The sequence below is a fragment of the Streptomyces incarnatus genome (genome assembly GCF_001027185.1).
Lineage (GTDB): Bacteria > Actinomycetota > Actinomycetes > Streptomycetales > Streptomycetaceae > Streptomyces > Streptomyces puniciscabiei.
Genome location: NZ_CP011497.1, coordinates 4,493,131 through 4,518,839, shown reverse-complemented (window position 1 = coordinate 4,518,839; position 25,709 = coordinate 4,493,131). Strand labels below are relative to the sequence as shown.

Annotated in this window: 22 protein-coding genes and 4 tRNA genes; 15 read left to right on the top strand and 11 right to left on the bottom strand. The window is 71.0% G+C overall.

Annotation, left to right across the window (positions count from 1 at the left end):
* Positions 1-46: 46 nt before the first annotated feature.
* The 3 genes from hrpA (at position 47) to ABB07_RS20255 (ending at position 4,602) form a co-directional block, all read left to right on the top strand.
* Complete coding sequence (gene hrpA, locus ABB07_RS20265) at positions 47-3,991, top strand: ATP-dependent RNA helicase HrpA (RefSeq protein ID WP_208900025.1); 3,945 nt, start codon at positions 47-49, stop codon at positions 3,989-3,991.
* A gap of 96 nt (positions 3,992-4,087) precedes the next feature.
* Positions 4,088-4,162, top strand: a tRNA-Asp gene (locus ABB07_RS20260).
* Between the two features lie 248 nt (positions 4,163-4,410).
* Positions 4,411-4,602, top strand: coding sequence for a DUF6274 family protein (locus tag ABB07_RS20255; RefSeq protein ID WP_208900024.1), 192 nt, complete (start codon positions 4,411-4,413; stop codon positions 4,600-4,602).
* 458 nt (positions 4,603-5,060) lie between these two features.
* Here the strand turns inward: ABB07_RS20255 and bldC are convergent, their stop codons facing one another.
* Together bldC and ABB07_RS20245 are read right to left on the bottom strand one after the other, a co-directional pair.
* On the bottom strand, positions 5,061-5,267 hold the full coding sequence (gene bldC, locus ABB07_RS20250) for a developmental transcriptional regulator BldC (RefSeq protein ID WP_003949541.1): 207 nt from the start codon (positions 5,265-5,267) through the stop codon (positions 5,061-5,063).
* A gap of 539 nt (positions 5,268-5,806) precedes the next feature.
* Positions 5,807-6,649, bottom strand: a complete 843-nt coding sequence (locus tag ABB07_RS20245) for a DUF8083 family protein (protein WP_208900023.1) — start codon at positions 6,647-6,649, stop codon at positions 5,807-5,809.
* Between the two features lie 199 nt (positions 6,650-6,848).
* On the opposite strand from ABB07_RS20245, the gene ABB07_RS20240 reads away from it, so the two are divergent.
* A complete protein-coding gene (locus ABB07_RS20240) occupies positions 6,849-7,955 on the top strand; it encodes a Leu/Phe/Val dehydrogenase (protein WP_208900022.1) in 1,107 nt (368 codons plus the stop codon).
* Between the two features lie 289 nt (positions 7,956-8,244).
* Positions 8,245-8,493: a DUF3073 domain-containing protein gene (locus tag ABB07_RS20235; RefSeq protein WP_208900021.1), complete on the top strand. Its 249-nt coding sequence runs from the start codon at positions 8,245-8,247 to the stop codon at positions 8,491-8,493.
* Between the two features lie 93 nt (positions 8,494-8,586).
* Here the strand turns inward: ABB07_RS20235 and purM are convergent, their stop codons facing one another.
* From purM to ABB07_RS20210, 5 genes are all read right to left on the bottom strand, one after another.
* Positions 8,587-9,654, bottom strand: a complete 1,068-nt coding sequence (purM, locus tag ABB07_RS20230) for a phosphoribosylformylglycinamidine cyclo-ligase (RefSeq protein WP_208900020.1) — start codon at positions 9,652-9,654, stop codon at positions 8,587-8,589.
* A gap of 43 nt (positions 9,655-9,697) precedes the next feature.
* Positions 9,698-11,227: an amidophosphoribosyltransferase gene (gene purF / locus ABB07_RS20225; RefSeq protein WP_208900019.1), complete on the bottom strand. Its 1,530-nt coding sequence runs from the start codon at positions 11,225-11,227 to the stop codon at positions 9,698-9,700.
* Between the two features lie 266 nt (positions 11,228-11,493).
* Positions 11,494-11,964 (bottom strand): META domain-containing protein, encoded by a 471-nt coding sequence (locus ABB07_RS20220; protein WP_208900018.1) that lies wholly within the window; start codon positions 11,962-11,964, stop codon positions 11,494-11,496.
* A gap of 59 nt (positions 11,965-12,023) precedes the next feature.
* Positions 12,024-12,821 (bottom strand): maleylpyruvate isomerase family mycothiol-dependent enzyme, encoded by a 798-nt coding sequence (locus ABB07_RS20215; RefSeq protein ID WP_208900017.1) that lies wholly within the window; start codon positions 12,819-12,821, stop codon positions 12,024-12,026.
* Positions 12,822-12,831: 10 nt separating this feature from the next.
* A complete protein-coding gene (locus tag ABB07_RS20210; RefSeq protein ID WP_208900016.1) occupies positions 12,832-12,996 on the bottom strand; it encodes a hypothetical protein in 165 nt (54 codons plus the stop codon).
* Here ABB07_RS20210 and ABB07_RS20205 point away from each other — a divergent pair.
* Together ABB07_RS20205 and ABB07_RS20200 are read left to right on the top strand one after the other, a co-directional pair.
* Positions 12,971-13,273: a hypothetical protein gene (locus ABB07_RS20205; protein WP_208900015.1), complete on the top strand. Its 303-nt coding sequence runs from the start codon at positions 12,971-12,973 to the stop codon at positions 13,271-13,273. The two genes, ABB07_RS20210 and ABB07_RS20205, sit on opposite strands and share 26 nt — an antisense overlap.
* Positions 13,274-13,744: 471 nt before the next feature.
* The gene (locus ABB07_RS20200; RefSeq protein ID WP_244189779.1) at positions 13,745-16,384 is read left to right on the top strand and encodes a SpoIIE family protein phosphatase; all 2,640 of its coding nucleotides are present in this window, start codon (positions 13,745-13,747) and stop codon (positions 16,382-16,384) included.
* Positions 16,385-16,458: 74 nt separating this feature from the next.
* On the opposite strand, the gene purL is transcribed toward ABB07_RS20200, so the two are convergent.
* Genes purL through purS form a run of 3 tightly spaced genes read right to left on the bottom strand, consistent with a single transcriptional unit; the run spans position 16,459 to position 19,663 of the window.
* Positions 16,459-18,717, bottom strand: a complete 2,259-nt coding sequence (gene purL, locus ABB07_RS20195; RefSeq protein ID WP_208900014.1) for a phosphoribosylformylglycinamidine synthase subunit PurL — start codon at positions 18,715-18,717, stop codon at positions 16,459-16,461.
* Entirely contained in the window at positions 18,714-19,394 is a 681-nt protein-coding gene (gene purQ / locus ABB07_RS20190) for a phosphoribosylformylglycinamidine synthase subunit PurQ (protein WP_208900013.1), read from the bottom strand. The genes purL and purQ overlap by 4 nt, the downstream gene beginning before the upstream one ends.
* Positions 19,391-19,663: a phosphoribosylformylglycinamidine synthase subunit PurS gene (purS, locus tag ABB07_RS20185; protein WP_208900012.1), complete on the bottom strand. Its 273-nt coding sequence runs from the start codon at positions 19,661-19,663 to the stop codon at positions 19,391-19,393. Before purS ends, purQ begins: the two co-directional genes overlap by 4 nt.
* Before the next feature lie 322 nt (positions 19,664-19,985).
* Here purS and ABB07_RS20180 point away from each other — a divergent pair, with 322 nt between their 5' ends.
* The 8 genes from ABB07_RS20180 (at position 19,986) to ABB07_RS20145 (ending at position 24,762) form a co-directional block, all read left to right on the top strand.
* Positions 19,986-20,303 carry a histone-like nucleoid-structuring protein Lsr2 gene (locus ABB07_RS20180; protein ID WP_031164632.1) on the top strand — a complete coding sequence of 106 codons (318 nt, stop codon included), beginning with the start codon at positions 19,986-19,988 and terminating at the stop codon, positions 20,301-20,303.
* A gap of 205 nt (positions 20,304-20,508) precedes the next feature.
* Positions 20,509-20,580: transfer RNA gene (locus tag ABB07_RS20175), tRNA-Gly, on the top strand.
* Positions 20,581-20,662: 82 nt separating this feature from the next.
* Positions 20,663-20,735, top strand: a tRNA-Gly gene (locus ABB07_RS20170).
* Between the two features lie 182 nt (positions 20,736-20,917).
* Complete coding sequence (locus tag ABB07_RS20165) at positions 20,918-21,856, top strand: ABC transporter ATP-binding protein (protein WP_208900011.1); 939 nt, start codon at positions 20,918-20,920, stop codon at positions 21,854-21,856.
* 170 nt (positions 21,857-22,026) lie between these two features.
* Entirely contained in the window at positions 22,027-22,770 is a 744-nt protein-coding gene (locus ABB07_RS20160; protein WP_208903537.1) for an ABC transporter permease, read from the top strand.
* A 22-nt stretch (positions 22,771-22,792) separates the two neighbouring features.
* Positions 22,793-24,055 carry a sensor histidine kinase gene (locus ABB07_RS20155; RefSeq protein ID WP_208900010.1) on the top strand — a complete coding sequence of 421 codons (1,263 nt, stop codon included), beginning with the start codon at positions 22,793-22,795 and terminating at the stop codon, positions 24,053-24,055.
* Positions 24,052-24,666 (top strand): response regulator transcription factor, encoded by a 615-nt coding sequence (locus tag ABB07_RS20150; protein ID WP_208900009.1) that lies wholly within the window; start codon positions 24,052-24,054, stop codon positions 24,664-24,666. Before ABB07_RS20155 ends, ABB07_RS20150 begins: the two co-directional genes overlap by 4 nt.
* Positions 24,667-24,689: 23 nt before the next feature.
* Positions 24,690-24,762 (top strand) — tRNA-Gly (locus ABB07_RS20145).
* Between the two features lie 42 nt (positions 24,763-24,804).
* On the opposite strand, the gene ABB07_RS20140 is transcribed toward ABB07_RS20145, so the two are convergent.
* Positions 24,805-25,704 carry a phosphoribosylaminoimidazolesuccinocarboxamide synthase gene (locus ABB07_RS20140; RefSeq protein WP_208900008.1) on the bottom strand — a complete coding sequence of 300 codons (900 nt, stop codon included), beginning with the start codon at positions 25,702-25,704 and terminating at the stop codon, positions 24,805-24,807.
* Between the last annotated feature and the right edge of the window lie 5 nt (positions 25,705-25,709).

Below are 25,709 nucleotides of genomic sequence, written 5' to 3'. Positions count from 1 at the left end.
AAATCGTTCGCGTGTTTTTCGGGCGGGGTGCGATCCTGGATCCCGTATGTCTACGCATCCCGCCCCCGCTCTCGGCACCCTCGCCCCCCGTCTGACCGAGTTGTCGCTGCGCGACGCGCATCGGCTCGGCCGGCGGCTCGAGGGCGCGCGCAAGATCCGTAAGCCGGAGGCCCGTGCCGCCGTCCTCGCCGAGATCGAGGCGGAGGTCGGCAAGGCCGAGGCCCGGATGGCCGAGCGGCGCTCCCGTGTGCCCGCCATCGGCTATCCGGAGCAGCTGCCGGTCAGCCAGAAGAAGGACGAGATCGCGGCGGCCATCCGCGATCACCAGGTCGTCATCGTGGCCGGTGAGACCGGCTCCGGCAAGACCACGCAGATCCCGAAGATCTGTCTGGAGCTGGGGCGCGGCGTGCGCGGCATGATCGGGCACACGCAGCCCCGGCGCATCGCCGCCCGTACGGTCGCCGAGCGCGTCGCGGAGGAGATGCGGACGCCGCTCGGCGAGGCCGTCGGCTGGAAGGTGCGGTTCACCGACCAGGTGAACCCGGAGGCCACGTTCATCAAGCTGATGACGGACGGCATCCTGCTCGCCGAGATCCAGACGGACCGCGAGCTGCGCGCCTACGACACGATCATCATCGACGAGGCCCACGAGCGGTCCCTCAACATCGACTTCCTGCTCGGTTACCTGGCCCAGCTGCTGCCGAAGCGGCCGGACCTCAAGGTCGTCATCACCTCGGCGACGATCGACCCCGAGCGCTTCTCCCGGCACTTCGGCGACGCCCCGATCATCGAGGTCAGCGGGCGGACGTACCCGGTGGAGGTGCGCTACCGGCCGCTGCTGGAGGAGGACTCGGACGACGCCGACCGGGACCAGATCACCGCCATCTGCGATGCGGTCGAGGAGCTCCAGGCCGAGGGCCCGGGAGACATCCTGGTCTTCCTCTCCGGTGAGCGGGAGATCCGGGACACCGCGGACGCGCTGGAGAAGAAGAAGTACAGGTTCACCGAGGTGCTGCCCCTGTACGCCCGGCTCTCGCACGCCGAGCAGCACCGCGTGTTCCAGCCGCACACCGGGCGCAGGATCGTTCTGGCCACCAACGTCGCCGAGACGTCCCTCACCGTCCCCGGCATCAAGTACGTCATCGACCCCGGCTTCGCCCGGATCAGCCGCTACAGCCACCGCACCAAGGTCCAGCGGCTGCCCATCGAGCCGGTCTCGCAGGCCAGCGCCAATCAGCGCAAGGGCCGCTGCGGCCGTACCAGCGACGGCATCTGCATCCGGCTGTACTCCGAGGACGACTTCCTCGCCCGCCCGGAGTTCACGGACGCGGAGATCCTCCGTACGAACCTCGCCTCCGTCATCCTGCAGATGACCGCGGCCGGCCTCGGCGACATCGAGAAGTTCCCCTTCATCGACCCGCCGGACCACCGCAACATCCGCGACGGCGTGCAGCTGCTGCAGGAGCTGGGCGCGCTGGACGCCACGCAGAAGGACCCGCGCAAACGCCTCACCGACACCGGCCGCAAGCTGGCCCAGCTGCCCGTCGACCCGCGTCTTGCCCGCATGGTGCTGGAGGCCGACCGGAACGACTGTGTCCGCGAGGTCATGGTCATCGCGGCCGCGCTGTCCATCCAGGACCCGCGCGAGCGCCCGGCCGACAAGCAGACCCAGGCCGACCAGCAGCACGCCCGCTTCAAGGACGAGACCAGCGACTTCCTCGCCTACCTCAACCTGTGGCGGTACGTCCGCGAGCAGCAGAAGGAGCGCGGATCCAGCTCCTTCCGCCGGATGTGCAAGCAGGAGTACCTGAACTTCCTGCGCATCCGCGAATGGCAGGACATCTACACCCAGCTGCGGACGGTCGCCAAGCAGATGGGCATCCACCTCAGCGACGAGGACGCCCCGGCCGACCGCATCCACACCTCCCTCCTCGCCGGCCTCCTGTCCCACATCGGGATGAAGGACGTACGCGAGGGCAACAAGAACGAGTACCTGGGCGCCCGCAACGCCAAGTTCGCGATCTTCCCGGGTTCGGCGCTGTTCAAGAAGCAGCCGAAGTTTGTGATGTCGGCCGAGCTGGTGGAGACGAGCCGGCTGTGGGCGCGGGTCAACGCGAAGATCGAGCCGGAGTGGGTCGAACCGCTCGCCGGGCACCTGCTGAAGCGGACGTACAGCGAACCGCACTGGGAGAAGGACCAGGCGGCCGTGATGGCGTACGAGAAGGTCACGCTGTACGGCGTCCCGATCGTCGCCCAGCGCAAGGTGAACTACGGCCGCATCGATCCGGAGACCTCCCGCGAGCTGTTCATCCGCAACGCGCTGGTGGAGGGCGACTGGCGCACGCACCACAAGTTCTTCGCCGACAACCGCAAGCTGCTGAGCGAGGTCGAGGAGCTGGAGCACCGCGCCCGGCGCCGGGACATCGTCGTCGACGACGACACGCTCTTCGACTTCTACGACCAGCGGGTGCCCGAACACGTCGTGTCCGGCGCGCACTTCGACTCCTGGTGGAAGCGGAAGCGGCACGAGCAGCCGGACTTCCTGGACTTCGAGCGGGAGATGCTCATCCGGGAGTCGGCGGAGGCGGTCACCAAGGCCGACTACCCGGACTCCTGGCGGCAGGGGCAGCTGAAGTTCCGGGTGACGTACCAGTTCGAGCCGGGCGCGGACGCGGACGGCGTGACGGTCCACATCCCGCTCCAGGTCCTCAACCAGGTCACGGACGAGGGCTTCGACTGGCAGATCCCGGGGCTGCGCGAGGAGGTCGTCACGGAGCTGATCCGCTCCCTGCCGAAGCCGATCCGCCGCAACTACGTGCCCGCGCCGAACTACGCCAAGGCGTTCCTGGAGAAGGCGGTGCCCCTGCAGGAGCCGCTGACGGTGACGATGGCCCGCGAGCTGAAGCGCATGGTCGGCGTCCCCTTCGAGGCCGACGACTTCGACTGGTCGAGGGTCCCCGACCACCTCAAGATCACCTTCCGGATCGTCGACGAGCGGCGCCGGAAGCTGGCCGAGGACAAGGACCTCCAGGCGCTGAAGCTCCGGCTGAAGCCGAAGGCGCGCAAGGCCCTGTCCCAGGCGGCAGCGGCGACCGCGTCCCGTGAGGGCGGCGAGTCCCTGGAGCGCAAGGGTCTGACCGACTGGACGATCGGCGCGCTGACCCGGGTCTTCGAGACGCGCCGGGCCGGCCAGCCGGTGAAGGCGTACCCGGCGCTGGTGGACGACGGCGACACGGTCTCGGTGCGGCTCTTCGACACGGAGGCCGAGCAGGCCGAGGCCATGTGGCAGGGCACCCGGCGGCTGATCCTGCGCAACATTCCCGTGAACCCGGCGAAGTTCGCGTCCGAGAAGCTGACGAACGCCCAGAAGCTGGCGCTCTCCGCCAACCCGCACGGCTCCATCCAGGCGCTGTTCGACGACTGCGCGATGGCGGCGGCCGACAAGCTGATCGCCGACTTCGGGGGTCCGGTGTGGGACGAGGAGTCGTACCGGAAGCTGTACGACAAGGTGCGCGCGGAGATCGTCGACACGACGGTCCGTACGGTCGCCCAGGTGCAGCAGGTCCTCGCCGCCTGGCAGGCGTGTGAGCGCCGTCTGAAGGCCGTGCGCAGCCCCGCGCTGCTGGCGAACCTGACGGACGTACGCAAGCAGCTGGACGCGCTCGTGAAGCCGGGGTTCGTCACCTGGGCGGGCATACGGCGGCTGCCCGACCTGATGCGCTACCTGGTGGCCGTGGACCGGCGTCTGCAGCAGATGCCGACGAACGTCCAGCGGGACACCACGCGCATGGAGAAGGTCCACGAGATGCAGGACGAGTACGCCTGGCTCCTGGAGCAGCTCCCCCAGGGCCGCCCGGTCCCCTCCTCGGTCCTGGACATCCGCTGGATGATCGAGGAGCTGCGGGTCAGCTACTTCGCCCACGCCCTCGGCACCGCGTACCCCGTCTCCGACAAGCGGATCGTGAAGGCGATCGACGCGGCCGTACCGTAATCGGACGGGCACAGGGGGTGAGTTCGACCAGGCGGCCTCACCTCCTGTACAGTCTCTTCTCGCAGCGCAGTGCACGCACCAAGCGCCGCGAAACCTGGTCCTGTGGAGCAGTTTGGAGTGCTCGCCACCCTGTCAAGGTGGAGGCCGCGGGTTCAAATCCCGTCAGGACCGCATCAAAGAAGGGCCCGCATCCGGCAACGGAAGCGGGCCCTTCCGCGTACCACCGCTCCAACCCTGCCGAGGCGGAGGGCCCCTCATGAGGTCCTTCTTCGTGTTCCGGGACGGTGGGTCGCCTGGAGGCCCCTGCGGGGGGCGCCTCCCTCTTCCTCAGCGGGTGCCGGTGGCCTTGACGGCGTCACTTTCCGTCGGTACCCAGGGAGACAGGGCCCGTTCCCCTGTGCGGTCCGCGGAGGTGGCGTATGGCGGCATCGGTCAGGCACGAGACGCGGGCGCTGCTGAGGGCCCATCTCGCGGCCGCGTCGTCCTACCGGCATCTCACCCGCCACTGCCCCATCTGTCATCACCTGCTGCGGCTGGCGATGGACGCCGGCCCGCGGGTCCCCGAAGCGGGCGACGGGGAGGGCGAGGACCAGCGTCCCCGCAGCGCGTGACCGGCGCCGGCCCAACACCCCTTCCCGCGTGGGACGCTGGAGCGTGCCGCTCCACTAGCGCACCCGTGCCGTCGGCAACAACCGCCGGGGTGTGTGACGGGAGTCACCGCATGAGTTTTTGAAAGGGCGGTACTTACCCCTGCCCTACAACGGGTCAATTTAATATGTGCAATTGCACCCTGCTCAGGCCTCACACACAGCCGTTCCGACAGCCCTGCCCAGACTCCGACAAGGCCGCTCACAGCGCCCGCCCGCACCCCCGACCAGCGCACAAAAAAGATCGCGCTGGACCCGGCGGAGTCCAGCGCGATCTACGACGCACCCTGTGTCGCTGCCTGCAACGTGCTGTTCGGCTTGGGCGAGGGGCCTGTTGGGGCAGGTCCCGCGTCGCTTGGAGCTAGGGTTCGGGCGCCTCGGCCGGTTGGGGGACCTGCCGGTTTGCCCGGTTATTCGGTTGTTCAGGCCTCGCTGCGCTGCTGCGGGATGCCCGCGAGCAGTGCGCGGACCTCGGCCTCGCGGTAGCGGCGGTGCCCGCCGAGCGTACGGATGGACGTGAGCTTGCCGGCCTTCGCCCACCGCGTGACCGTCTTGGGGTCGACGCGGAACATGGTGGCGACCTCAGCCGGGGTCAGCAGCGGCTCGGCATCAGGGGTGCGAGCGGTCATGAGCGGCCTCCTCGGGAGAACCGAACCTTCTCGGTTCTTTCCTCTAAATTCTGCACCTTGACCCGCGTTGCCCGAAATGGCGGACGCGAGTCGAGTCGGTTATAGGACGAACGGCTTGTCCTCGGCACTACAACTACACCATCTGTCCAGCCGCGTCGGCCAAACCGATGGAATTGCCCTCCCAGGTGTTCATCAGCGACGGAAGCCGATGGACCATGCCATAGCGGACAGTCACGCCACTGTGACGATCAGTCACAGGACGATCAGGAGCCACAAGACCCCCCAAAGCGCGCAATGCCGAGAATCCGCCCGCAGTGGAGCACAGTTGGACGGAAGGAGCCCTCCCCGGACTCCTTGTCCTATTTTGGCATGAGGGGTGGCAAGAGGCGCAAGGGCCGTGTAAGTGCCGTCCATCACCCTTGGGGCAAAAGTCCAGATCGGGACCAACGTCCCGTCACATGGTCAAGTGGCCTAGACCGTACGTCGTTCGGCGCCGTTTGGGCCGTGACCTACGTCACTCTTCGATCGCGTCCGGAACCTCAGTTCGCCGAGCGCCGGTCCCGGACCGCCCGCCACCGCTCCACGAGCCGCGCGTAGGCCTCCCCGGCCGCCGCGCCGTCGCCCCGCCGCAGCGCCTGGATGCCCTCGGCCACGTCCGCCGCCGAGTGGTCGCCCTCCAGCTCACCGGCCGACAGCACATGCACCAGGCCGCCGTAGTCCAGCTCCACCAGCGAGCGCGGGTGGAACTCCTCCAGCCAGCGGCCGACGTCCACCAGGCCGTCGATCAGCGGGCTCTCCTCGACGGTGTCCCGCAGCGTGCGCAGCGCCCGCGCCACCCGCCGCCGGGCCTGCACCATCGGCGTGCGGTAGCGCAGCAGCGGCGGCACCTCGGCGGTGCCCTTCTCATAGCGCCGCTCCTCGTCCGAGACCAGCACGAACCAGTTCAGCGGCACCTGCCAGGTCGCCGTGCGGATCCACGGGCGGGCGTCGGGGTTGCGGGCCAGCCAGCGCTCGTAGTCCTGGGCGGCCTGACGGCGTACGACCGGCGGCAGCACCGCGTCCAGCACCGGCGCCGGCAGCTCCTCGGCCAGCTCGCCGAGCGCCAGCCAGCCGCGCAGCCGGGTGCGCCACGGGCACACGCAGACCACGCCGTCGACCTCCAGCACGAAGGCGTCGCTGGACTCGTGCACCGGCACGGCGACCGGCGGGGTGGGCAGCAAGTCGGCCAGGGACCGGCGCAGTTCGTCCTGGTACGAGGGGCGGTCGGAGCGGCGGGCGTAGCGCGCCCAGTGGCCGCGCTCCGGCTCCGGGAAGGCGCCCAGCGGCTCGTACACGCGCAGGTACGCGGCATAGGGGACGACCACGGAGGACACCTTCGGCACGCCTGCTCCCTCCCCAGCGGACCCGGCTCGAAACACTGCAAATCGTGCCACGGTCCTACGTGCGCGAGCGCCTCGCGAGAGTGATCCTGAACACTGCACGGATGGTGGTCGTGCCAAGGCTCTACGCTCATGCCACGGCACCCCGCCACCCGTACGGGGTTCCACCCCACTCGCCGCTCTTTACACAGGAGTCACCACAGTGACCGACGTAATTGGGGCACCTGCTGATGTCCTGCACACCCTGTTCCACTCGGACCAGGGCGGCCATGAGCAGGTCGTGCTCTGCCAGGACCGCGCGAGCGGCCTCAAGGCCGTGATCGCCATCCACTCCACCGCCCTGGGCCCGGCCCTCGGCGGCACGCGCTTCTATCCCTACGCCACCGAGGCCGAGGCCGTCGCCGACGCCCTCAACCTCGCGCGCGGAATGTCGTACAAGAACGCCATGGCCGGACTCGACCACGGCGGCGGCAAGGCCGTGATCATCGGCGACCCGGAGCGCGACAAGACCGAGGAGCTGCTCCTCGCCTACGGCCGCATGGTCGCCTCGCTCGGCGGGCGCTACGTCACCGCCTGCGACGTCGGCACCTACGTCGCCGACATGGACGTCGTGGCCCGTGAGTGCCGTTGGACCACCGGCCGCTCCCCCGAGAACGGCGGCGCCGGCGACTCCTCGGTGCTCACCGCCTTCGGTGTCTACCAGGGCATGCGCGCCTCCGCCCAGCACCTGTGGGGCGACCCCCTGCTGCGCGGCCGCAAGGTCGGCATCGCCGGCGTCGGCAAGGTCGGCCACCACCTGGTGCGCCACCTGCTGGACGAGGGCGCCGAGGTCGTCATCACCGACGTGCGCCCGGACGCCGTCCAGCGCATCCTCGACCAGCACCCCGAGCGCGTGACGGCCGTCGCCGACACCGAGGAGCTGATCCGGGTCGAGGGGCTCGACATCTACGCCCCCTGCGCGCTCGGCGGCGCCCTGAACGACCACAGCGTGCCGGTGCTCACCGCCAAGGTGGTCTGCGGCGCGGCCAACAACCAGCTCGCCCACCCGGGCGTGGAGAAGGACCTCGCCGACCGCGGGATCCTCTACGCGCCGGACTACGTGGTGAACGCGGGCGGGGTCATCCAGGTGGCCGACGAGCTGCACGGGTTCGACTTCGACCGGTGCAGGACGAAGGCGGCGAAGATCTTCGACACCACGCTGGCCATATTCGCACGTGCGAAGGAAGACGGGATTCCGCCGGCCGCCGCGGCCGACCGGATCGCCGAGCAGCGGATGGCCGAGGCACGCGCCGGACACGCTGTGCACTGACCCGGTCGCACAGCTGAGCGGTACCCGCCGGTGGGCACTTCGAGAGAACTCTCACTTCCATCGGCGGGTCGTTCCCCGATAAGTGGTTAAAATCGCCACTGACCAGCGAGGACGGGGCGCCTCGAAGGTCCTGGGCACACGCGCGTGCTGCGGGCGACGTACCGTATGGGCGCGGGCTCAGGTACCGTGGAAGCCCTACGGACCGGCCTCTCTACGGAGGGTCCGTTCCGGATCATGAACGCGTGTCAGACTCTGGGGCCGTGAGCCCCGTCACCGAGGGGGTCGAGCCATGGGGCGCGGCCGGGCCAAGGCCAAGCAGACAAAGGTCGCCCGCCAGCTGAAGTACAACAGCGGTGGGACTGACCTGTCACGTCTGGCCAGTGAACTGGGCGCATCGACTTCGAGCCAGCCGCCGAACGGCGAGCCGTTCGAGGACGATGAGCATGACGAGGACGACCTGTACTCCCGTTACGCCGACCTCTATGAGGACGACGACGACGAGGACGAGGGTCCCTCACAACACCGTCGCGGCGCTTGACCTTGCACTGAGCACCAGTCCGGTCGGTGGCACAGCCACCGACCGGCTTCTGTGCTACCCGCAGACTCGGCGGGCGCAGTCACCCGCCGACGCTCAGCGGGCGTAGTCCCCCACCAGCTCCGCGCCCGTCTCCTTGGCGCCGCGCTCGGTGATCTCGCCGGCCACCCAGGCGTCGACCCCTCGGTCGGCCAGGGTCGCGAGGGCCACCTCGGTGGATTCCGCGGGGACGATCGCCATCATGCCGACGCCCATGTTGAGGGTCTTCTCCAGCTCCAGGCGCTCGACGTTCCCGGTCCTGCCGACCAGGTCGAAGATCGCGCCCGGGGTCCAGGTGGAGCGGTCGACCACGGCGTGCAGCCCGTCCGGGATCACGCGGGCCAGGTTGGCCGCGAGTCCGCCGCCGGTGATGTGCGAGAACGCGTGCACCTCGGTGGTCCGGGTCAGCGCCAGGCAGTCCAGCGAGTAGATCTTGGTCGGCTCCAGCAGCTCCTCGCCGAGGGTGCGGCCGAACTCGGCGACCTCCGACTCCAGGGCCAGCCCGGCCGTGTTCAGCAGGACGTGGCGGACCAGGGAGTACCCGTTCGAGTGAAGGCCGGAGGACGCCATGGCGATCACCGCGTCACCCGTACGGATGCGATCCGCGCCGAGCAGCCGGTCGGCCTCCACGACGCCCGTACCGGCCCCGGCGACGTCGAAGTCGTCCTCGCCCAGCAGGCCCGGGTGCTCGGCCGTCTCGCCGCCCACCAGGGCGCATCCGGCGAGCACACAGCCCTCCGCGATGCCCTTCACGATGGCCGCGACGCGCTCGGGGTGGACCTTGCCGACGCAGATGTAGTCGGTCATGAACAGCGGCTCGGCGCCGCACACCACGATGTCGTCCATGACCATGGCGACCAGATCGTGGCCGATGGTGTCGTAGACGCCCATGCGGCGCGCGACATCGACCTTCGTGCCGACGCCGTCCGTGGCGGAGGCGAGCAGCGGGCGCTCGTAGCGCTTGAGGGCGGAGGCGTCGAAGAGGCCGGCGAAGCCGCCGAGGCCGCCGAGGACCTCGGGGCGCCGGGTCTTCTTCACCCACTCCTTCATCAGCTCGACCGCGCGGTCGCCCGCCTCGATGTCGACGCCCGCCGCTGCGTAGCTGGCACCGGTTGTCTCAGACATGACTGTGAGAGCTTTCGTGTCGTCCTGCTGGATGTGCAGGGTGTTACGGGCGGCGGATCGCGTCGGCGGCGGCCGTCGCGGCCGGGCCGGCGGCCAGCTCGGTCTCCAGCAGCTGCTTGCCGAGCAGCTCCGGGTCCGGCAGCTCCATCGGGTACTCGCCGTCGAAGCAGGCGCGGCACAGGTTCGGCTTGGCGATGGTGGTCGCCTCGATCATGCCGTCGATGGAGATGTAGGCGAGCGAGTCGGCGCCGAGCGAGGTGCCGATCTCCTCGATGGTCATGCCGTTGGCGATGAGCTCCGCGCGCGTGGCGAAGTCGATGCCGAAGAAGCAGGGCCACTTCACGGGCGGCGAGGAGATCCGGATGTGGACCTCGGCGGCGCCCGCCTCGCGGAGCATGCGGACCAGGGCCCGCTGGGTGTTGCCGCGCACGATGGAGTCGTCGACGACGACCAGGCGCTTGCCCTTGATGACTTCCTTCAGCGGGTTCAGCTTCAGGCGGATGCCCAGCTGGCGGATGGTCTGCGAGGGCTGGATGAAGGTCCGGCCGACGTAGGCGTTCTTCACCAGACCCGCGCCGAAGGGGATGCCGGACGCCTCCGCGTAGCCGATGGCGGCCGGGGTGCCGGACTCCGGGGTCGCTATGACCAGGTCGGCCTCGACGGGGGCTTCCTTGGCGAGCCGGCGGCCCATCTCCACGCGGGACAGGTACACGTTCCGGCCGGCGATGTCGGTGTCCGGGCGGGCCAGGTACACGTACTCGAAGACACAGCCCTTGGGCTTCGCTTCTGCGAACCGAGAGCTGCGCAGGCCGTTCTCGTCGATGGCGACGAACTCGCCCGGCTCGATCTCGCGCACGAAGCTGGCGCCGCAGATGTCCAGGGCGGCGGTCTCGGAGGCGACCACCCAGCCGCGCTCCAGCCGGCCGAGGACCAGCGGGCGGATGCCCTGCGGGTCACGGGCGGCGTAGAGGGTGCCCTCGTCCATGAAGACCAGGGAGAAGGCGCCCCGCACCTTCGGGAGGACCTGGTGGGCCGCCTCCTCGATGGTCAGCGGCTTGCCGTCCTCGTCGACCTGGGCGGCGAGCAGCGCCGTCAGCAGGTCGGTGTCGTTGGTGGCCGCGACCCGGGTGGAGCGGCTGTTGTTGTCGTTGGGCAGGTCGGCGACCATCTCGGCGAGCTGCGCCGTGTTGACCAGGTTGCCGTTGTGGCCGAGCGCGATCGAGCCGTGCGCGGTGGCGCGGAACGTCGGCTGGGCGTTCTCCCACACGGAGGCGCCGGTGGTCGAGTAGCGGGCGTGTCCGACCGCGATATGACCCTGGAGGGAACCGAGCGAGGTCTCGTCGAAGACCTGGGAGACCAGGCCCATGTCCTTGAAGACGAGGATCTGGGAGCCGTTGCTGACCGCGATTCCCGCGGATTCCTGACCCCGGTGCTGGAGGGCGTAGAGCCCGAAGTACGTGAGCTTTGCGACCTCTTCACCCGGAGCCCAGACACCGAAGACGCCGCAAGCGTCCTGGGGGCCCTTCTCGCCGGGAAGCAGATCGTGATTGAGTCGACCGTCACCACGTGGCACGCCACCGAGTGTAGGCGAGATCGACCACTGGTCCGAATTGGGGATCCGTGCCCCTGACGGGCAGGGCCTTCCCGATCACCTTGTCGGTTTCCTCGTCTGCGCAGGTCAGCGAGGTTCGCTCGGGGCTTCGAGAGCCGACGGCGGCTGCGCTGACGCCGGTCACGGTCCGGTTCGCCGGATGCGTGAGTGAGGTGTCGCACATCGACCGACGGTCACTCGGAACCCGGTCATCGCTCTGCGCCTCGCCGTCACTCGCGGCCCGGCGGTCACTCGGAGGCGTTGCGGCTGAGGTGGATGCGGTCGCCGTCGCCGTCGGTGAGCGTCAGTTTCGCGTGGTCGGCCTTGGCGACGAGCGTGCCGGTGGTGAGGGCCCGGGCGAGCGCGCGCTCGAAGTCCATCCGGTCCGGGGCGCAGGCCATCCGGGTCGTGCGCAGGTCGCCGAAGGTGAGGTGGTCGCCGTGGACGGTGACCCGGGCGCTGAACTGGTTGCAGCCGAGGTTGCCGGCCGCCTTGCCGTTCGCGTCGATGCGGAGGCGGGCGGCGGCGGGCGCGTGCCGGGTCGTACCGCCGACGGTGAGGCCGTCGACCCGCCAGTCGACGCCCGTCACGGGCTGCGGGGGCGGCTGCTGGACGGTCACCGCTCCACTGTCCGCCCTCCCGGTGCCGCACGCCACCATGAGCGCGGCGAGCGAGACGGCCCCCGGTCCGAGGATCATGCGCTTCTTGTACCGGTTCATGGCGATTCGACGGTAGAGCGGTCCCGCCGGTTCCGCTACGAGTTCCGCTACGAGTTCCGCTACGACATGAGCGGCAGCAGCCCCCCGAGGTCCGCCCGCTCCCCGCTGGCGCTCACCTTGGCCTCCGCCAGGGCGTCCTTCCAGCTCAGGCGCCCGGTGGCGAGCCGGATCCAGGTCAGCGGGTCGGTCTCCACGACGTTGGGCGGGGTACCGCGGGTGTGCCGGGGCCCCTCGACGCACTGCACCACGGCGAACGGCGGCACCCGCACCTCGGTCGAGCCGCCGGGCGCCTTCACGGCCAGGGCGTCGGCGAGCAGCCGGGTGGCGGCGGCCAGGGCCTGCCGGTCGCAGGGCACGTCCAGGCCGGGCACGGCGGCGTTGAGGTCGTCGGTGTGGACGACGAGCTCGGCGGTGCGGGTGACGAGGTAGTCGTCCAGGGACATCGCACCGGCACTCGTCCGCAGGATCCGGCTGCCGGGATGCTCGTCGAGGGCGGCGCGCAGGGACCGCTCGACGTCCGCGAGGCAGGAGCCGGGGTCGGGCTCTCCGGCGGCGAGGTTCCGGGTGAACTCGTCGATGGCGGCGGCGTTGGCCGCGGTGGCGAAGGGCCAGTCGAGCGGGACGGCGTCCGCCTTCGGCGGCTCGGGCTGGTCGAGCGCCCGGGGGATCGCGGTGAGCGCCATACCGATGTGCGCGATCAGGTCGCGTACGGTCCACTCGCCGAGCCGGGTGGGCAGGGCGAGCTGTTCGGGGCCGAGGCCTCGTACGGCCTCGCGCACGTTTCCGAACTGGGCGAGGACCGCTGCCCGGGTCCTGGCGGGGTCGTAACTGCGGGCGCGCTTCTTGGCCGGTGGCATGGCGGTGAGCCTATGCCCTGACGGTGTCCCCCTTCAGGCCGTTTTCGACCAGGCCGAAGGCGCGGTGCGCCCGCTCGGCGGCGTCGGCCGCGACCGACTCCGGACTCTCGCCCGCGGCGATGCGCCGGTGGCGCTCCTCGATCAGCGCGGTGCGCCCGGCGCTCAGGGCGGACACCGCGGTCCGCTTCTTCCAGACCTTCGGCGGAGCCCTCGGCGCGAGCGGCTTCGGCACCCCGCTCAGCCGGCTCTACGACGGCCCCGGCGGCGTCGGCTCCCCGGCCGTCCTGCGCGGAGCGGACCGCGCGGCGGGTGTGGCGGCGTACGTCTCCGCGCTGGACACGGTCTTCCTGTGCGGGGCCGCGGTCATGGTGCTGGCCGTGCTGCTCGCCCTGCGGCTGCCGGGGACGCGCCCGGCCCGGTCGGAGACCGTCACGCGCACCGCGGCCGCGTGACGAGGGGCCCGCCCCGGCCTCCTCACCTCGCCGCGGGCCGGTGGACGGGCGGTGCCTCCCCGTCGGTCGGCCGGGTGCCGATCAGCCGGATGGCACAGGAACCGACCGCACGGCTCAGCCCTCAACCGCCCAGGCCGCGCCCGGCCCAGCCGAAGACCGTCACGCACCCCGCAACCGCGCGACGACCATCCATCCCACCCCCGACCCCCTCACCGCACCGCGGGCGGTGGGCGGGCGGTTCCTCCCCGTCGGTCGGCCGGGTGCCGGTCAGCCGGGTGGCACCGGAAGTGTTATGAAGGGTACGTGGAGGTGCCTTTCGGGCGATATCGGATACAGTCGCATGATCCGCTCGCCGCCCGCTCCCGTCGGCTTCCCCGCCTGATCGACCCCCGCAGCTCGGCCGGGCAGGTGTTCCTCATCCAGGTCCTGATCGTGCTGCTGCTGGTCTGCGCCGGAGTGGCGGGGCTGGTGATGCAGGCGGCGAACGACGCCGTCCGGCAGGGGCGCCGGGCGTCGGTGATCGCGGCCCAGTCCTTCGCGAACGCCCCCGGCACGGCCCAGGCGCTGCTCGGCCCCCATCCCAGCGCGGTGCTGCAACCGCGGGCCGAGGCGGCACGCAAGCGAGCCGGCGTGGACTTCGTCGTCGTCATGAACACCCAGGGGATCCGCTACACCTATCCCTACCCGCGGGAGATCGGGAAGAAGTTCGTCGGCACCATCGAACCGGCGCTGCACGGCCGCACCGTCATCGAGCAGGCCGGCGGGCCGCCGCTGCCCGCGGGCAAGGGCACGGCCGTGCAGTCGGTGGTCCCGGTGACCGACGCGCGCGGCAGGATCGTCGGGCTCGTCTCCGCGGGCATCACGGTCCGGAACGTGGCCCACCTGTGGCTGCCGGAGCTGGCGATGGCCCTCGGCGCCGGCGTGGTCGCCCTGGTGCTGGCCGGGACGGGGACGACGCTGGTGGCCCGGCGGCTGCTGCGGCAGACGCACGGCCTGGCCCCGGCGGAGCTCGCGGGGATGTACGAGCACCACCACGCGGTCCTGCACGCCGTACGGGAAGGCGTGCTGATCACCGACGTCGACGGGCGGCTGGTGCTCGCCAACGACGAGGCGCGGCGCCTGCTGGCCCTGCCGGCGGACGTACGGGGCACCGACGTGCGGGACCTGGGCCTGCCGGAAGGCCTCACCGGCCTGCTCACCTCACCGGACGCCGTCACCGACGCGGTGCAGCCGGTGCGCGACCGGCTGCTGGCGGTGAACAAGCGGCCCACCTTCCCCGGCGACCGCCCGAGCGGCAGCGTCGTGACGCTGCGCGACACCACGGAGCTGGCGGCGGTGTCGGGGCGGGCCGAGGTGGCGCGGTCGCGGCTGCGGCTGCTGTACGAGGCCGGCATGCGGATCGGGACGACGCTGGACGTGCGGCGCACGGCCCAGGAGCTGGCCGAGGCCGCCGTGCCGCAGTTCGCCGACCTCGTCACGGTGGATCTGCTCGATCCGGTGCTGCACGGGCGGGAGCCGACGGCGGAAGGCTGGCACCACCTGCGGCGCACGGCGATCGGCGGCGACCGGGAGATGCTGCCGGTCTATCCGCTGGACGACGTCGTCGCGTTCTCCCCCGCGACCCCGCAGATGCGGGCGGTGCAGCAGGGCAGCGGGGTGCTGGAGCCGGACCTGTGGCGGGCGCGCGGCTGGCGGGAGCAGGATCCCGAGCGCACCGGCCGGGCCCTGGAGCTCGGCCTGCATTCCCTGGTGGCCGTGCCGCTGCGGGCGCGGAACGTGTCGCTGGGCGTGGCGAACTTCTACCGGACCCGGGCGTCCCAGGCGTTCGAGCCGGAGGACCTGTCCTTCGCCGAGGAGCTCACCGCGCGGGCGGCCGTGGCCATCGACAACGCCCGCAGGTTCACCCGGGAGCACACGACGGCCGTCACGCTGCAGCGCAGTCTGCTGCCGCGGGGGCAGCCGGAGCAGGACGCGCTGGAGGTGGCCTGGCGGTATCTGCCGGCCGAGGCCGGGGTGGGCGGGGACTGGTTCGACGTCATCCCGCTGCCGGGCTCCCGGGTGGCGCTGGCGATGGGCGATGTCGTCGGTCACGGGCTGCACGCCGCGGCGACGATGGGGCGGCTGCGCACCGCCGTGCACAACTTCTCCGCGCTGGACCTCCCGGTGGACGAGGTGCTCGGGAACCTGGACGACCTGGTCGTCCGCATGGACAACGAGGAATCCGGCAACTCCACCGGCGCCCACCTCGACGGCCGCGAGGGAGAGGGAGAGGGGGTGACCGGGGCGACCTGCCTGTACGCGATCTACGACTCGGTGACGGGGATCTGCACGGTGGCCCGGGCCGGGCACCCCGTCCCGGTGGTGGTCGGCCCGGACGGAACGGTCCACTGCCCCGACGTGCCGCTGTCGGCGCCGCTCGGTCTGGGCGGCTACCCCTTCGAGACCGCCGAGCTGCACCTGCCGGAAGGCGCCCAGCTGGTGCTGTACACCAACGGCCTGGTGGAGGACCGCAGCCGCGACGTCGAGGCCGGACTGAACGCACTGCGCCGGCTACTGGGCGGAGCCCCGGGGCGCACCCCGGACGAGACCTGCCAGGCGGTGATCGACGCCGTGCGACCCGCGCCCCGCGCCGACGACATCGCCCTGCTGGTGGCCCGTACCCGGCTGTTCCCGCGCTCGCACCTGGCCGAGTGGGACGTGCCGCCGGACGCGGCGGTGGTGCCCTCGGTACGGGCGCGGTGCCGGGAGCAACTGGACCGGTGGGGGCTGGAGGAGGTCGCGTTCAGCCTGGAACTGATCGTCAGCGAGCTGGTCACCAACGCGATCCGGTACGGCGCCCCGCCGATCACCGTACGGCTGCTGTACGGGCGCTGCCTGGTGTGCGAGGTCGCGGACGCCAGCAGCACCTCTCCGCGCATGCGGCGCGCGGCCACCACGGACGAGGGCGGCCGGGGCCTGTTCCTGGTCGCGCAGTTCGCCGAGCGCTGGGGCACCCGGTACACCGCCGGCGGCAAGGTCATCTGGGCGGAACGGACCCTCCACGACGGCGCGTCCGCCGCCTCCGCCCACACGCCGGTCGACGTCCTCCTGGAACAGTTCGGCGACCTGTGAGCCGGAGCCCGTCCCGGACATGACGGCGGCCCGCGCCCCCCAGGGTGACGCGGGCCGCCGTCGACGCGGGCCGGTCAGGCCAGCAGCGCCGGGATGGTGCCCTCGTGGGCCTCGCGCAGTTCGGCGAGGGAGAGGGTGAACTCGCCCTGGACCTCCACCGCGTCACCGTCCACGACACCGATCCGGGTGGCCGGCAGGCCCCGCGCACCGCACATGTCGTTGAAGCGGACCTCCTCCGAGCGCGGCACCGCGACGAGGGCGCGGCCCGCCGACTCGGAGAACAGGAAGGTGAACGCGTCCAGGCCGTCCGGGACGACCAGCCGGGCGCCCTTGCCGCCGAGCAGCGCGGACTCCACCACGGCCTGGACGAGACCGCCGTCGGACAGGTCGTGCGCGGAGTCGATCATGCCGTCGCGGGAGGCGGAGATCAGGATCTCGGCCAGCAGCCGCTCGCGCTCCAGGTCGACCTTCGGGGGCAGACCGCCCAGGTGGTCGTGGATCACCTGGGACCAGGCCGAGCCGCCGAACTCCTCGCGGGTGTCGCCGAGGAGGTAGAGCAGCTGGCCCTCCTCCTGGAAGGCGACCGGGGTGCGGCGGGCGACGTCGTCGATCACGCCGAGGACCGCGACCACCGGCGTCGGGTGGATGGCCGCCTCGCCCGTCTGGTTGTAGAGCGAGACGTTGCCGCCGGTCACCGGGGTGCCCAGCTGCTGACAGGCGTCCGCGAGACCGCGCACCGCCTCCGCGAACTGCCACATCACCGCCGGGTCCTCGGGGGAGCCGAAGTTCAGGCAGTCGGAGACCGCGAGGGGCTTGGCACCGGTGGTCGCCACGTTCCGGTAGGCCTCGGCGAGGGCCAGCTGCGCGCCCGTGTACGGGTCGAGCTTGGCGTAGCGGCCGTTGCCGTCCGTGGCGATGGCCACGCCCAGGCCGGTCTCCTCGTCGACGCGGATCATGCCGGAGTCCTCGGGCTGGGCGAGGACGGTGTTGCCCTGCACGAAGTGGTCGTACTGCGAGGTGATCCACTTCTTCGAGGCCTGGTTGGGGGAGCCCACCAGCTTCAGGACCTGGTCCTTCAGCTCCTCGCTCGTCGCCGGGCGCGGCAGCTTGTTCGCGTCGTCCGCCTGCAGCTCGTCCTGCCAGGACGGGCGGGCGTACGGGCGCTCGTACACGGGGCCCTCGTGGGCGACCGTGCGCGGGTCGACGTCCACGATCTTGCCGCCGTGCCAGTAGATCTCCAGCCGGTCGCCGTCCGTCACCTCGCCGATGACGGTGGCGATGACGTCCCACTTGGCGCAGATCTCCAGGAAGCGGTCGACCTTCTCCGGCTCGACCACCGCGCACATGCGTTCCTGCGACTCGCTCATGAGGATCTCCTCGGGCGAGAGCGTGGAGTCGCGCAGCGGTACGTCGTCCAGGGTGACGCGCATGCCGCCGGAGCCGTTGGAGGCCAGCTCGGAGGTGGCGCAGGACAGACCGGCGGCACCGAGGTCCTGGATGCCGACGACCAGCTTCTCCTTGAAGGCCTCCAGGGTGCACTCGATGAGGAGCTTCTCCTGGAAGGGGTCGCCGACCTGGACGGCCGGGCGCTTCGACGGCTTGGCGTCGTCGAAGGTCTCGGACGCCAGGATCGAGGCGCCGCCGATGCCGTCGCCGCCGGTCCGGGCGCCGTACAGGATGACCTTGTTGCCCGCGCCGGAGGCCTTGGCGAGGTGGATGTCCTCGTGCCGCATCACACCGATGGCACCGGCGTTGACCAGCGGGTTGCCCTGGTAGCAGGCGTCGAAGACGACCTCGCCGCCGATGTTGGGCAGGCCCAGGCAGTTGCCGTAGCCGCCGATGCCGGCGACGACGCCCGGCAGGACGCGCTTGGTGTCCGGGTGGTCGGCCGCGCCGAACCGCAGCGGGTCGACCACGGCGACCGGGCGGGCGCCCATCGCGATGATGTCGCGGACGATGCCGCCGACACCCGTGGCCGCGCCCTGGTAGGGCTCGACGTACGACGGGTGGTTGTGCGACTCGACCTTGAAGGTGACCGCGTAACCCTGACCGACGTCGACCACGCCCGCGTTCTCGCCGATGCCGACGAGCAGCGCGTCCGACTGGGGCGCCTTCTCGCCGAACTGGCGCAGGTGGACCTTGGAGGACTTGTACGAGCAGTGCTCGGACCACATGACCGAGTACATGGCGAGCTCGGCACCGGTGGGCCGGCGGCCGAGGATCTCCACGACCCGCTCGTACTCGTCCTTCTTCAGGCCGAGTTCGGCCCAGGGCAGCTCGACGTCGGGGGTCGCGGCCGCGTGCTCGACCGTGTCCAGAGGCGTCCGGCTCATGCGTTGACCAGCTTCTTGAGGATCGAGGTGAAGAAGGGGAGGCCGTCGGTGCGGCCGGTGCCGATGAGCGGCTCCACGGCGTGCTCCGGGTGCGGCATGAGGCCCACGACGTTCCCGGCCTCGTTGGTGATGCCGGCGATGTCGTTGAGCGAGCCGTTCGGGTTGAAGTCCAGATACCGGAAGGCGACCCGGCCCTCGGCCTCCAGCTTGTCCAGGGTGTACCGGTCGGCCACGTACCGGCCGTCCATGTTCTTCAGCGGGATGTGGATCTCCTGGCCGGCGCGGTAGTCGGTGGTCCAGGAGGTCTCCGCGTTCTCCACCCGCAGCTTCTGGTCGCGGCAGATGAAGTGGAGGTGGTCGTTGCCGAGCATGGCGCCCGGGAGCAGGTGGGCCTCGGTGAGGATCTGGAAGCCGTTGCAGATGCCGAGGACCGGGAGTCCGGCCTTCGCCTGCTCGATGAGGGGCTCCATCACCGGCGAGAAGCGGGCGATGGCACCGGCCCGCAGGTAGTCGCCGTAGGAGAAACCACCGCACAGGACGACGGCGTCGACCTGCTTGAGGTCCTTGTCCTTGTGCCAGAGCGCGACGGGTTCGGCCCCGGCGATACGGATCGCACGCTGCGTGTCCCGGTCGTCGAGACTGCCCGGGAAAGTGACGACGCCAATACGAGCGGTCACTTCGCCGCCTCCGCGACTTCCGCGGCCTCTTCCACCTTGACGGTGAAGTCCTCGATCACGGTGTTGGCGAGGAAGGATTCCGCAAGATCGTGGATGCGGGCGAGCGCGGCCTCGTCGACCGGCCCGTCAACTTCCAGTTCGAAACGCTTTCCCTGACGGACGTCCGAGATCCCCGCGAAACCCAGGCGCGGCAGCGCACGCTGGACCGCCTGGCCCTGGGGGTCGAGGATCTCCGGCTTGAGCATGACGTCGACTACGACGCGTGCCACTGGCACTCCCGGTGGTGTGGTGCTGAGCAGGTTCCTGCAGTGCGTCTTCAGACTACCCGCACAAAATTTCTACGCGAGTAGAGTTGTAGGAAACTACGTGAGGCGCATCACGATCGGGTGTCGAAGCCGGACCACCATGAAAAGTTCTGGGAAAGTTCCACGGTCCGCCCCGTTCACCTATTGTCTTCGGACACGCGGACGGATTTAGTCGGGCTTCACTTTGCATTGCCGAGCACTGTACAAATGAATTGGCAATAGCCGATACTCGGCACGTCATCGCCGGTGAGCTGTATCGACGTGCCGCACGAAGGGACCGATATTCGTGGCGCAAAAGGTCGTGGTCACGCTCTTTGACGACATCGACGGCTCGGAAGCGGCGGAAACGATCGCCTTCGGACTCGACGGCAAGTCGTACGAGATCGACCTGAACGAAACCAACGCCAAGAAACTGCGCAAGGCGCTCGCGCCCTACGTCGAGGCCGGCCGCAAGCGGTCGCGGTCCGGCAAGGCGTACAAGCAGACGGAGGTCGCCCCCGACCCGGCGGCCGTCCGCGCCTGGGCCCAGGCCAACAAGATGGACGTGCCCGCCCGCGGACGCATCCCGAAGAAGGTCTACGAGGCGTTCAGCGCCGCGCAGTGAGGCGCGCCGGAGCCGCACGGGCACAACCGGCGAGCACGAGCCCGCGAAGGGGCGGTCCTCAGGGTCCGTCAGAGGACCCTGAGGACCGTGCACTTGGGCATACCGGGCACCAGGGGAAGCCGACTTGCGCGACCCCCCTGCTGATCAGCTAATGTCTGGGACACGCCGAGGGGCGACGCCGAAAGGCGGAAACCCCGAGGAGCGTGCGGGTGTAGTTCAGTAGCAGAACATCCCCCTTCCAGGGGGAAGGCGCAGTGTGCGATTCCTGTCACCCGCTCCGGCACCGGTCGTCACGACCACTCCTGTGGATCAGGTAGGCTGGTGCTCGCACCGATCGGTGGGAGCCGGTCGGGAGCAGTGCGGACGTAGCTCAGTTGGTAGAGCGCAACCTTGCCAAGGTTGAGGTCGCGAGTTCGAGCCTCGTCGTCCGCTCGGGAGAAAGACCCCGGTCCACCGGACCGGGGTCTTTTCGTTGCCCAGCTGCCCCACCGCCCCGCTGCCCGCAGTCCGCAGTCCGGCTGTCCCGCAATCCCGGATCCTCTTCTGACATTTGTCATGCCGGGCGATGACACCGCGCACTGCCGGTCCGGCCCTCCCGCCGGAACGCTGAAGGCATGGACATCGACGAACACGAGCACGTGATCGAGGTCACCGACCTCCGGCGTGTGTACGGGGGCGGGTTCGAGGCCGTACGCGGCATCAGCTTCTCCGTGGCCCGCGGGGAGATCTTCGCGCTGCTGGGCACCAACGGGGCGGGCAAGACGTCCACGGTCGAGCTGCTGGAAGGGCTCGCGGCACCCGCGGGCGGCCGGGTCCGGGTCCTCGGCCGGGACCCCTACCGCGAGCGGGCCGCCGTACGGCCCCGCACCGGCGTCATGCTCCAGGAGGGCGGCTTCCCCTCCGAGCTGACCGTCGCCGAGACCGCCCGCATGTGGGCGGGCTGCATGAGCGGGGCCCGGCCGGAGGCGGAGACGCTGGCCCTGGTGGGCCTCGCCGGAAAGGCCGGCGTACGGGTCAAGCAGCTGTCCGGGGGCGAGCGGCGGCGCCTGGACCTGGCGCTCGCGCTGCTCGGCGACCCCGAGGTGCTGTTCCTGGACGAGCCGACGACCGGGCTCGACGCCGAGGGGCGCCGCGACACCTGGGAACTGGTGCGCCGCCTGCGCGAGTCCGGGACGACCGTGCTGCTCACCACGCACTACCTGGAGGAGGCGGAGGGCCTAGCCGACCGGCTCGCGATCCTGCACGAGGGGCGCATCGCCGCCTCCGGGACCCCGGCCGAGGTCACCGCGGACCGGCCCTCGCGGATCTCCTTCGAGCTGCCCGAGGGCTACTTCCTCGGCGACCTGCCCCCGCTCGCCGACCTCGGCGTCAGCCGGCACGAGACGGCCGGGAGGGTCGTACGGCTGCACACGGCACACCTGCAGCGGACCGCCACCGCGCTGCTGATCTGGGCCGACCGGACCGGACTCGCACTACGGGGCCTCGACATGCGGTCGGCCTCACTGGAGGAGGCGTTCCTCGAGATCGCCCGGGAGCGGGAGGCGGCGGCGTGAACGGGGTGAGCGGGGTGAGCGGGGTCAGCGGGGTGAACGAGGTCAGCGAGGCGAGCGGGGTGAACGGGGTGGACGCAGGAGCGGCGGGTACCGGCGTGAAGGGCCTCACCGGGGTCCGGGCGGGCGGCCGGGGCCGCGGCGGAGTCGCGTGGGCCGCCGTCGGGCGGCGGATGCGGGCGTTGGGGCGGGCCGAGCTGGCCCTGCTCGGGCGCAACCGCGGCGTCGTCCTCACCGCGCTCGTCATGCCGCTCACCCTGCCGTTCAGCGTGCGGCCGGCCCTCGGCCAACTGGACCTGAGGAAGCAGGGGCTGAGCATCGGGGTGGTGACAGTGACCGCCGCGATCGGCTTCTCCTTCCTCTTCGCCGTCTACACCTCCCTGGTCAGCACCTACGTCGCCCGTCGCGAGGAGCTCGTCCTCAAGCGGCTGCGCACCGGCGAACTCACCGACGCCGAGATCCTCACCGGCACCGCCCTGCCCGCCGTCGGCCTCGCCCTCGCCCAGGCCCTGCTGCTGTGCACCGGCTGCGCGGTGCTGCTGCACACCGGCGCGCCCAGGGCGCCGTACCTCATCCTGCTGGGGCTGGTGGCGGGGCTCGTGCTGAGCGCCGCGCTGGCCGCGCTCACCGCGTCCTTCACCCGGAGCGTGGAGAGCGGACAGGTCACCGCGCTGCCCCTGGTGCTGTTCTCCATGATCGGCTCCGGCATGGCGATCCCCACCGAGGTCCTGCCCCACCCGCTCGCCTCCGTCTGCGAACTGCTTCCGCTGTCCCCGGCGATCCGGCTCGTCCGCGCGGGCTGGACCGGCCAGTTGAGCGTCCACGAGACTCTGGGCACGGTGGCGCTCGCGGTGGCCTGGATCATCGTGGCGGTGGGTGGGGTACGGCGGTGGTTCCGGTGGGAGCCGCGGCGCTGAGGAACGAACGGGGGACGCGCGGATGGTGGGACGCATACGGCGCTGGCAGCAGCGGCACTGGGGCGAGCGCAGCAAGGCCGAGCGGGTCGAGCTGTTCAGCGTCGTGACCTGGTACTGCACGGTGTGGTTCATCATGGGCTGCTGGGTGCTTCTGCCGCTGGTCGGCGGCGGTCTCGCCCACCGGCCCGCGGCCTTGGTCCTCGGCGCCCTGCTCGCCCTCCTGGCGGTGCTGCAGTGCGCGCTGTCGAACCGGCTCACCCGGCCCGCGCTCGACCACTACCTGGGCCGCACCGAGCTGCCGGCCGGCACGCACCGCGCGCCGGCCGTCCTGCTGGCGCTGGCCTGCGCCCTGCTCGTGGCGCTCGCCGCACTGGACGCGGCCCAGGCGATGACGGTCCGGTTCGCGATCGGCGGCCTCGTGCTGCCGTACGCGCTGCTGTACGGACTCACGGTCCCGGTCGGGGTGTTCCTGCGCCGGTCGGCGGTGTTCACCGTCCTGCTCACGGTCGCCGTAGGGCTCGCCGATCACGACGGCGTCGGTCTGGTGGCGACCGCCGCGGTGAGCATGTTCCAGGCGGTCTTCGCGCTGCTCGCAGGCCGCTGCGGCGCCTGGACCCTCGCCGTGCTGTGGGAGGCGGAACGCGCCCGTGAGGCCGAGGCCCGGCTCGCCGTCGCCGAGGAGCGGCTGCGGTTCGGGCGGGATCTGCACGACGTGCTGGGGCGGAACCTGTCGGTGATCTCGCTCAAGAGCGAGCTGGCCGTCCAACTGGCCCGGCGGGGGCGGCCGGAGGCCGTGGAGCAGATGATCGAGGTGCAGCGCATCGCGCAGGAGTCCCAGCGCGAGGTACGGGCCGTCGTGCGCGGCTACCGGGAGGCCGACCTCGGGGTCGAACTCGCCGGTGCACAGGGCGTGTTGACGGCCGCCGGGATCGACTGCGAGGTCCGCGTCGCCGAGCCGGCCGGGCTGCCCGCCGACGTGCAGTCCGCCCTCGGCTGGGTGGTGCGCGAGGCGACCACCAACGTGCTGCGGCACGGGGACGCCGGGCGCTGCACGCTGTGTCTGCGGGTGTCGCCGGAGGGGCATGTGGTGCTGACGGTGGAGAACGACGGGCTGGCCGGAACCCCCGACGGGGGTGGGGGTTCCGGGCTCGCCGGACTGCGCGAGCGGCTCGCGGTCGTCGGCGGGACCCTTGAGGCCGGGCCGGTCGACGGGGGACGGTTCCGGGTGGTGGCCCAGGTGCCGCTGGGACGTGACGGCGAGAAAGTGAGCGAAGTCATCTCATGAGCACTCAGGTGCGGCTGTTGCTCGCCGACGACGAGCATCTGATCCGGGGCGCGCTGGCCGCGCTGCTGTCGCTGGAGGACGATCTCCTGGTCGTCGCGGAGGCGGCGAGCGGCCCGGAGGCGCTGGCGATGGCACGGGCCCATGAACCCGATGTGGCCGTGCTGGATCTCCAGATGCCGGGCGCCGACGGTGTGAAGGTCGCCACATCCCTGCGCGCCGAACTGCCCGGCTGCCAGGTGCTGATCGTCACCGGGCACGGGCGGCCCGGCCACCTGAAACGGGCGCTCGCGGCCGGTGTGCGCGGGTTCGTCCCGAAGACGGTCAGCGCCCAGCGGCTCGCCGAGATCATCCGCACGGTGCACACCGGAAGCCGTTATGTGGACCCGGAGTTGGCCGCCGACGCGATCTCCGCCGGGGACTCCCCGCTGACCGCGCGGGAGGCCGAGGTGCTGGAGCTGGCGGCCGACGGCGCGCCGGTCGCGGAGATCGCCGAGCGGGCCGCGCTGTCCCCGGGGACCGTGCGGAACTACCTCTCCTCGGCCGTCACGAAGCTCGGCGCGGAGAACCGTCATGCGGCAGTGCGTCTCGCACGCGAGCGAGGTTGGGTATAGTTGCTCTCGCGCCACGGCGCAACGCGGACGTAGCTCAGTTGGTAGAGCGCAACCTTGCCAAGGTTGAGGTCGCGAGTTCGAGCCTCGTCGTCCGCTCGGGAGAAAGACCCCGGTCCACCGGACCGGGGTCTTTTCATGTCAGCTCCAGCTGAGGCCGGTGAGCCGCTCGTACGCCTCCACGTACTTCTGCCGGGTCGCCCGGACGACCTTCTCGGGCAGCGGCGGCGGGGGCTGCTCGCTCTTGCGGTCCCAGCCGGACTCGGCGGAGGTCAGCCAGTCCCGGACGAACTGCTTGTCGTACGACGGCTGGGCGCGGCCCGGCTGCCACTGGTCGGCCGGCCAGAAGCGGGAGGAGTCCGGGGTGAGGACCTCGTCGGCGAGGACCAGGGAGTCGCCGTCGAAGCCGAACTCGAACTTGGTGTCCGCCAGGATGATCCCCCGGTCCCGGGCGATGTCCCGGGCCCGCGAGTACACGGCCAGGGTGGCCTGGCGCAGCTGGGCGGCGGTGTCGGCGCCGACCTGGCGGGCGACCTCCTCGTAGGAGACGTTCTCGTCGTGCTCGCCGACCTCGGCCTTGGTGGCCGGGGTGAAGATCGGGGCGGGGAGTTCCGAGCCGTCGACGAGGCCTTCGGGGAGGGCGAGGCCGCAGACCGTGCGGGACTCGTTGTACTCCAGCAGGCCGGAGCCGGTGAGGTAGCCGCGGGCCACACACTCCACCGGGACCATCTTCAGGGACTTGCAGACCAGCGTGCGGCCCGCCCAGTCGGCGGGGGCGCCCGCGGGCAGTTCGGTGCTGAGCACATGGTTGGGGGCCAGGTCCCGCAGCTGGTCGAACCACCACAGGGAGAGCTGGGTGAGGACGCGGCCCTTGTCGGGGATCTCCGTGGGCAGCACCCAGTCGTAGGCGGACATGCGGTCGCTGGCGACCATCACGAGGTCGCCCGCCTCGTTCTGGTACAGCTCGCGCACCTTTCCGGTGTGCAGGTGCACCAGGCCCGGAACCTGGATCGGCTCGGGCTTTTCTACGAATCCGGACACGGTTC